The 9,328-nt window shown below is 34.4% G+C and carries 3 protein-coding genes and 3 pseudogenes; 2 read left to right on the top strand and 4 right to left on the bottom strand.

Annotation, left to right across the window (positions count from 1 at the left end):
- From porK to AC1RYN_RS02760, 4 genes and pseudogenes are all read right to left on the bottom strand, one after another.
- Positions 1 to 1,128: pseudogene (gene porK / locus AC1RYN_RS02775) on the bottom strand (T9SS ring complex lipoprotein PorK/GldK); the annotation flags it as partial.
- Between the two features lie 265 nt (positions 1,129 to 1,393).
- Positions 1,394 to 2,546, bottom strand: a pseudogene (locus tag AC1RYN_RS02770) (formimidoylglutamase).
- 3 nt (positions 2,547 to 2,549) lie between these two features.
- Positions 2,550 to 5,069 carry a type I DNA topoisomerase gene (topA, locus tag AC1RYN_RS02765; protein WP_481805743.1) on the bottom strand — a complete coding sequence of 840 codons (2,520 nt, stop codon included), beginning with the start codon at positions 5,067 to 5,069 and terminating at the stop codon, positions 2,550 to 2,552.
- Positions 5,070 to 5,265: 196 nt separating this feature from the next.
- On the bottom strand, positions 5,266 to 6,039 hold the full coding sequence (locus tag AC1RYN_RS02760; RefSeq protein ID WP_481805742.1) for a DeoR/GlpR family DNA-binding transcription regulator: 774 nt from the start codon (positions 6,037 to 6,039) through the stop codon (positions 5,266 to 5,268).
- 154 nt (positions 6,040 to 6,193) lie between these two features.
- Here AC1RYN_RS02760 and AC1RYN_RS02755 point away from each other — a divergent pair.
- Both AC1RYN_RS02755 and glpK read left to right on the top strand, forming a co-directional pair.
- A pseudogene (locus tag AC1RYN_RS02755) lies at positions 6,194 to 7,787 on the top strand (glycerol-3-phosphate dehydrogenase/oxidase).
- A gap of 26 nt (positions 7,788 to 7,813) precedes the next feature.
- Positions 7,814 to 9,310, top strand: a complete 1,497-nt coding sequence (glpK, locus tag AC1RYN_RS02750) for a glycerol kinase GlpK (RefSeq protein ID WP_481805741.1) — start codon at positions 7,814 to 7,816, stop codon at positions 9,308 to 9,310.
- Positions 9,311 to 9,328 lie beyond the last annotated feature (18 nt).

Here is a 9,328-nt window from a genome sequence, read left to right as displayed (position 1 = left end):
AAGGTTAATACATGCTCCTGTTGTTAGGGAGGCAGCACCTACTGTATACAAAGCATTATTGCAGCATAATCTCCTCTATTTGGTTTAAAGTTAGCCATAAAACAGCCTCTATCATTTCTGATATAAGGACCTCCCCAAGGGTAAGTTCCTGATTCTAGACCCCCTCTAGCAGCATACTCCCATTCTGCCTCTGTTGGCAATCTGAAAGAGTTTACTAAGTCATGTCCTTTCTTTTTTGATTTTATGTATGAGTTTTTGTTTAAAGTTCTCCAAGCACAAAATGCTTTTGCCTCGAGTCCCCAATTTTACTCCTACAACAGGATAATCTCCATATGCTTTATGCCAGAAATAATCATTATGCATTGGCTCATTATATGAATAGGTAAAATCTTTAATCCAAACTGTTGTATCTGGGTAAACCTTAACTTCTTCTGTCTTAACGAAATCTTTTCTTTCCTACTTTAGCTTTAGCTGCAGCCTGAATATCCATCCAAGAATATCTAAATTTCAACTTATTAACATCCATAGTTCTTAAACCATTATATGATTCTTCAACTGGAATATACATAGAATCCATTACTTCTGCATAATACTCATCTGGATATGCTTGTGTACTCTTAGCTAATTTTACTTTTTTGTTTAATTTTCTTCCAGCATATCGGGTCGTCAGCAGTACCAATACTATAATAATTATCGTACATATACTTATCATAAGCTGTCATTTTTTCTGGGTCAGAATCGTTAAAAGCATAATCTCCTATACTTCCTCCTTTTTTACCTTTAGACTCGCTGACTTTCCCCATTTTTTAGCCATAATAGCCAAACGAACTCTCATTGTAGAATCTTTAACCCATTCTACAAATTGACGATATTCACTATTTGTTATCTCTGTTTCATCCATATAAAAAGAACGAACGGTAACGGTTTTTGTTGGCGCATCCTCTACTTGAGCCAAGTCATCATCCGACTTCCCATGATAAAAGATCCCCCTGGAATCAAAGTCATTCCATAAGGTTTTTCTGGATACCGTTTCCCGCCTTTAACACCTACCAATTCTCCTTTGTCACTTGACCTACCACAACTAATCATTAGTGTTAAAAATGCCGCAAATGCAATAAACTTCTTCATATATATTTGGATTATCTATTCATTATTATAAGTCCGTAAACCTATTTATTATTTTTTAAAAAAACAATAGCTTTTTGTGTAATTTATTTCACGGTCCAAAATTAAAGTTAAAAAAAATAAAAAAAAAATATTTAGTCGATAAACTGCCACGAAATACCGCCAAAAAACGTTAAATTTTAATATTTGTAAATTTTAACCTATTAATAATACCAAAAACAATCATTCAAAAAAACCTTAAATCATTAGCATCTTATTACGAAAACGATTACACAGTATTTTTCCGCTGTGCTTTCCACCATCTTTCAGGTAATTCCTGATTACAAGCGATCAAATATTCATCATAGGAACAAGATAACGACGTCTTCTTTACTTCAATTTATTATTCCCATTTGAAATAAAAGGTATCTCTATCCACCAACGGTCTGTTTTGTCACTTTTATAAAAAACTAACTCCTCTTCTTCTAACGGAACTATATATTTTAAATAGTTTTTTCGACTACCGTATGGATACTCATTTGAGCGATAATGATACCCTTCTATAAAATACCAAACTATCTGTGCTATTATTGGAGCTTCCTGCAATGTATTATTATGATTAAACACACCAAAAGTAAGACCTTGTTCACTAATTCCTGCATATCTCGCAAGCGAGCAAATTTCTTTACCATCAAAACCATTAGGTTCAAAAGCAAAAGTATTTCCTGAATCGGCAGATTTAACTGAATTCAAATCAAAACTCACTAAATCAGCATCTCTAAAAACTGGCTCAGCTAATGCAATTTTATTTGAAATCTCACCTAATCGATAAGCATCAAAAAGCAATTTCTCAATTAAATCGATCTCTTCTTGTGAATTATAATAAGTCTGATACCCAATATTACAGTAATTAAACAGATTATTAGGTGCGTCTACTATAATCTTAGTTAAATAAGAAGCTACTGAAGAATTTTCACTTTCTTTTCCAAAATCAAATTTATTATCAACTGCAACCAAATTAACCATCTGCTCTAAATCATCATAAGCACGATATAATGCATATGTTAAATCCTGAGATCCTCCTATCACTATAGGCACCACTCTGTTTTTTATTAAAGCTGCAGTTATTTTCTTCAAAGATAATAGGTATCATCTACTGAATCTCCTGGCACAATATCTCCTAAATCAGCAATAGACATATCCCAATTTCCAGAAACATGCCATATAGTTTTTTTCGAAATGGTTTTAAATCCACATCATTAATCGCTGATGTATCTCCGCGATTATCTAAAACCCCAATTATAGCAATATTAACCTTCGTTATATCTGGAAATCGTTCTTTGGTATGCAAAACTATTTTACTTCCCAATTCCTGAGAAGACAATGTATCAACGTAGTTTAGAATTTCTTCGGCAACTGGTTGTAGAAAAATCAAATTCCATTTTTTATTTCTTTTTTGCTACAGTTTTTTTCACTACAGCTTTTTTGGTCGCTGGCGCTTTTTTAACAGCTGTCTTTTTTACTGGGGTTTTCTTCGCTATCATTTCCTGAACTTCAGCTAATGTTAATTTTGTAGCATCAACATCTTTACTTAGTTCAATTTTAATTTTACCTTTTGTGATAACTGAACGTCCCCAACGTGCTTTTTCAACCAAGATTCCTTCTTCTTCCCAGTTATGAAGTACTTTATCAATATTTTTCTGAAGTTTATCTTCAATCAAAGCTTCAATATCCAATTGTGACAAATTATCAAAATCGTATTTTTTACTTACATTAATAAACAATCCATTCCATTTGATAAATGGACCAAAACGCCCCACTCCTTTTTGAACTCCTTCTCCTTTATAAACTGCAATAGGCGCATCAGCAAGTGCTTTTTCATCTATCAACTCTTGCGCTCTAGTAATTGTTACATCTAAAGGATCTTCTCCTTTTGGCAACGAAATAAAAACACTGCCATGACGAACATAAGGTCCGTAACGCCCGTTGTTCACTTCTACTTCTTCTCCTTTATATTCACCTAAGTTTTTAGGCAATAAAAATAAATTCAAAGCTTCTTCCAAGGTTATATTTCCAATATTCTGATCAGCCATTAAACTGGCAAATTTCTTATCTTCATCATCCGGCTCCCCAATTTGTGCCATTGGACCAAATTTCCCTAAACGAACAGAAACCGGTCTTCCCGAAACTGGATCTTTACCTAATATTCTCTCTCCGCTTTCTCTTTCTGCATTCGCCTCAACATCTTTCACATTTGGATGGAATTTATCATAAAACTCCTGCATCATTTGTGCCCAATCTATATTTCCTTCAGCAATTTCATCAAAATCCTGCTCTACTTTTGCTGTAAAATTATAATCTAATATTGTCCCAAAATTCTTAACCAAGAAATCAGTAACAATTGTTCCGATATCTGTAGGAACCAACTTCCCTTTATCTGAACCTGTATTTTCCTTAAGCAACTTCTCTCCTACCTTATTAGATTGTAAAGTAAGTTGTGTATAATTACGTTCCTGTCCGTCAAGATTTCCTTTTTCAACATAATTTCTATTGATGATCGTAGAAATAGTTGGTGCATAAGTAGAAGGTCGACCAATACCCAACTCTTCCAATTTCTTCACCAAAGACGCCTCTGTATAACGAGCTGGCGGTCTTGAATATCTTTCTGTTGCCGTGATGTAGTTATTTATTAATTTCTCACTCACTTTCATTGCTGGCAACATCCCTTCCTGTTCCTCTTCATCTTCATCATGACCTTCAAGATACACTTTCAAGAATCCTTCAAAAAGCAAAACTTCTCCAGATGCTGTAAATATTTCATTATGATTATTAGCTTCAATTTTCACATTGGTTCTTTCCAATTGTGCATCACTCATTTGTGAAGCCAATGTTCTTTTCCAAATCAAATCGTACAAACGCGCTTGGTCTCTGTCAATATTTACTGTATGACGTGACATATCTGTAGGTCGAATCGCTTCGTGTGCTTCTTGTGCCCCTTTACTCTTATTTGTGAAGGTTCTCGGTTTTGAAAATTCTTTACCGTACGATTTAATAATTTCTGCTTGTGCAGCATCCATTGCATCCTTAGAAAGGTTAACACTATCAGTTCTCATATAAGTAATAAGTCCTGCTTCGTATAAACGTTGTGCTAACTGCATTGTGATTCCAACTGGCAAATACAATTTTCTCGCTGCCTCTTGTTGCAAGGTAGAAGTTGTAAATGGTGCTGTTGGTGATTTTTTGGTAGGTTTCGTTTCTAAGTCTGAAACCTTATATGAAGAACCTATGTTTTTATTTAAAAAATCTTCGGCTTCTTTTTTTGTATTAAAATTTTTAGGCAATTTAGCCTTGAACGTTTTTCCGCTTTCATTAGTAAACTCTGCAACAACAGAATATGATGCTACAGCTTTAAAATTTTGAATTTCACGTTCTCTTTCTACAATTAGACGTACAGAAACTGACTGCACACGTCCTGCCGATAAACCTCCTTTAATTTTTCTCCATAAAACAGGAGACAATTCATATCCTACTAATCTATCTAATACACGACGTGCCTGTTGCGCATTAACCAAATTATAATCTATTTCTCTTGGATTCTCAATTGCTTTTAGGATAGCCGATTTTGTAATTTCATGAAAAACAATTCGCTTGGTTTTTTTTGTGTCCAATTTTAATTCCTCGGCAAGATGCCATGAAATAGCCTCCCCCTCGCGATCCTCATCACTTGCTAACCAAACCATTTCGGCATTCTTAGATAATGTTTTTAGCTTACTAACCAAAGCTTTTTTATCTGGAGAAACTTCATATTTAGGTTTAAAACCATTCTCTACATCAACACCAATTTCTTTCGAAGGCAAGTCGGCAATATGCCCATAACTTGACTCTACTTGAAAATCACTTCCTAAAAATTTCTCTATTGTTTTTGCCTTTGCAGGTGACTCAACTATTACTAAATTCTTTGCCATTACTCTATTTTTCTGGAACAAAAGTATCTATTTTTTTTAAATATTGCACTTTAGTAAATTTTAAAAATATTTTACACTACTAATAAGTCCTCAAATACAAGCAAAATAACAAACCTATTCCTGCAATATAAACACTTAAATATATTCAAAATATTCACCTTATTGAATAACCAAAATATAATACTCTCTCTATCAACTAAAGTTTTCCTGCTACAACCACATCAATTCCAATTTCTTCCAGTTTCGCCTTAGTTCCTGCATCAATACCATCATCAGTAATAAGCACATCAATTTTATTCAAATTACAGATTTTCCCAAAACCTCTTATATTCATCTTTGTAGAATCTGCAAGCACTATAACCTTTTCTGCGACTTCAATCATAGCTTGATTTAAATGTGCTTCTAAAGCATTTGATGTACTCAAACCAAATTCTAAATGAACTCCATCTGTACCCAGAAATAATTTATTACAAGAAAACTGACTCAAAGTTGCTTCGGCAATCGGACCAACTGCTGAAGTAGAACTATTTCGAACATCTCCACCTAATTGTATTGTATCAATATTCATTTCTTTACTAAGCTCTAAAGATACTTTTAATGAAGGAGTAAGCACCGTTAGTTTTTGAAATCCAGTAATTATTCGAGATAAGTAATGAATATTCGAACCTGAACCTAATATAATATAGTCGTGTTCACTAATATACTTTAAAGCTTCTTTGGCTATTTGCTTTTTTTGCTCTACCTGCAAAGTTTCTTTATCATTAACATCTCTTTCAAAAGCATAAATCGGCTTTTTGCTTGCTCCTCCATGCGTACGATGTAGTAACTTTTCATTTTCTAAAAAGTTCAGATCCTTTCGTATGGTTACGGTTGAAACATTATACATTTCACATAAATCAACCACATTAACATATCCTTTCTGATCTAATTCTTTAAGTATATCCTCTTGTCTTCTGTTGATAATGGCCATAATGTTGTTTTAATATTAAGATTCTTCATGCCGAAAGATACAAAAATAAAATAATAAAATAAATTTCACTTTATTTTATTTGGTTTCGTTTAATTTCATTAAGTTTGTTATTCGAAAGCATTATAAAAGAATACGAAACAAATAAAACCAAACAATGAAACGAATAGAACAATTAGCAAAACTAAAACAAACCTCTGAATGGGATGTAATCGTTATTGGAGGAGGTGCTAGCGGACTAGGAACAGCTCTTGATGCCGCAAGCAGAGGATACAAAACTGTTTTGATTGAAGCAGGGGAAGATTTTGCCAAAGGAACTTCTAGCAGAAGTACTAAATTAGTTCACGGAGGTGTTCGTTATCTAGAACAAGGTGATATTTCTCTAGTAACTGAAGCTTTAAAAGAAAGAGGGAATAATGGCTCGAAAATGCAGGTCATCTAGTTAAAAATCAATCTTTCGTTATACCGAATTACAATTGGTGGGGAGGCTATTTCGCACCATAGGCCTTACTATATATGACTTACTAGCAGGAAGACTGAGTTTAGGCCGATCTAAATATATTTCAAAGAAAAAAACTATCGAGTTACTCCCTACTGTAGAACCAAAAGGCCTAGTAAGTGGTGTTATCTATCAAGATGGCCAATTCGATGATTCCCGTTTAGCTATAAATATTGCACAAACTGCAGTAGAAAATGGCGCTTGCCTTTTAAACTACGCTAAAGTTATTGGCTTATTAAAAGATGACAAAAACCAAGTTACAGGTGTTGAGATAGTAGATCATGAATCTGGTGAGAAATACGAAATAAAAGGAAAAGCTGTCATAAATGCAACTGGAGTTTTCACTAATGCAATAATGAAACTAAACGATACCGTATACAAAAAATACATCGTTCCAAGTCAAGGAATTCACCTTGTATTCGACAAATCATTTTTACCCGGTGACCAAGCATTAATGATACCTAAAACAAGTGACGGAAGAGTTTTGTTTGCAGTGCCTTGGCATAATAAAGTAGTAGTCGGAACAACAGACACTTTAATTAAAAAACACAGCTTAGAACCAATTGCATTAGAAACAGAAATTGAATTCGTATTAGAAACCGCACAACGATTCTTAGTCAAAAAACCTACGCGCGCAGATGTTCTATCTGTTTTTGCTGGATTAAGACCATTAGCAGCACCCGAAAAAGAAGGAAAAAGCACTAAAGAAGTTTCCAGAAGTCACAAAATAATTGTTTCTGAAACTGGATTAATAACCATAACTGGAGGAAAATGGACCACCTACAGAAAAATTGCCGAAGACATCATAGACAAAGCGATCACTGTGCACCATTTACCAAAAATGAAATGTAAAACAGAGCACATTCCAATTCACGGGAATAAACAAACAGACACAAAAGCTCGAGAAAACCACTTATACATATACGGAACTGATATTCCAAAAATACTAGAGTTACAAAATAACGAACCTGAATTAAAAGAAAAATTACATCCAGATTACGACTACACTATGGCAGAAGTAGCTTGGGCAATTCGTCATGAAATGGCAAGAACTATAGATGATGTACTTGCAAGAAGAGTTCGTTTATTATTTTTAGATGCACGCGCAGCTATTGCTTCTTGTGAAAAAGTAGCTCTATTATTAGCTAAAGAATTAGACCATGACGAAACATGGGCACAAAGACAAATATCAGAATTTAAACATCTTGCAAACGGATTCATTTTATCAGATTTCCAAGAAAAACACCATTAACAATTCACTATTAACAACTCACCATTATGGAAAACAAATTTATCCTAACACTAGATCAGGGTACCACCTCCTCTAGAGCCATCATATTCAACCATGATGGCAAAATTGTAAGCATTTCTCAAAAACCCTATGAACAAATCTTCCCAAAACCAGGATGGGTAGAACATGATCCCAATGAAATTTGGTATTCACAAATTAGTGTTGCAGCCGAAGTTATTGCAAAAATGGGAATTTCAGGAAAAGAAATAGCTGCAATTGGAATTACCAATCAACGCGAGACAACGATTGTATGGGACAGAGAAACTAGCGAACCTCTATACAATGCTATTGTTTGGCAAGATCGTCGAACAGCAAAATATTGTGACGAATTAAAAGCTCAAGGTCTTTCAGACATGATTCAAGAAAAGACTGGATTAAAACTAGATGCCTATTTTTCTGGTACTAAATTAAAATGGATTTTAGATAATGTTGAAGGAGCACGCGAGAAAGCAGAACAAGGAAAGTTATGCTTCGGTACTGTAGACACTTGGCTTATCTGGAAACTAACACGAGGCAAAATGTTCATGACTGATGTCTCTAATGCAAGTAGAACCTTACTGCTAAACATTCATACATTAGAATGGGATACTGAATTATTGAAATTATTTAATATTCCAAGAGCAATGCTACCTGAAATAAAACAAAGTAGTGAAATATATGGTGAAACTTGTACAACATTATTCTCAACAAAAATTCCAATCTCTGGTGTAGCTGGAGATCAGCAAGCAGCTCTTTTTGGACAGCTATGCACAGAACCAGGAATGGTAAAAAACACTTATGGAACAGGTTGCTTTATGCTAATGAATACAGGAGACAAACCTGTTTATTCTAAAAATAACTTACTCACAACAGTTGCCTGGAAAATAAACGGAAAAACAACTTATGCCCTGGAAGGAAGTGTATTTGTAGGAGGAGCAGCTGTACAATGGTTACGAGATGGCGCAAAAATGATTAATTCATCTGATGAAATCGAAACTTTAGCAGCAAGTGTACCCGATAATGGTGGCGTATATTTTGTCCCAGCTTTGACAGGGTTAGGCGCCCCTCACTGGGATCAATATGCCAGAGGAGCAATTTTTGGAATTACCAGAGGAACAACAAACGCACATATAGCACGAGCAACCTTAGAAGGAATTGCTTACCAAGTATTTGACTTAGCAAAATCAATGGAAGCTGACTTTGGAAATGAAGGAAAAGAATTAAGAGTAGATGGTGGAGCAGTTGTCAATAATTTAATGTTACAATTTCAATCTGATCTATTCAGATTTAAGGTAATCAGACCTAAAACACTAGAAACAACAGCATTGGGAGCTGCCTACTTAGCTGGATTAGCTGTAGGATACTGGAAAAGCATAGACGAATTGCAAAAACAATGGTCTATTGACCGTGAATTCTCACCAGAAATGCCAAAAGCAGAAGTAGATAAATTAGTACACAACTGGAACAAAGCTGTAGGCCGTACTACAAATTGGATTGAAGATTAGGAGATAAATCAATAAAAA

The sequence above is a fragment of the Flavobacterium sp. TC780 genome (genome assembly GCF_056783245.1).
The sequence above is the reverse complement of the archived record's forward strand: the minus strand, read 5'-3'. Positions and strand labels throughout refer to the sequence as shown.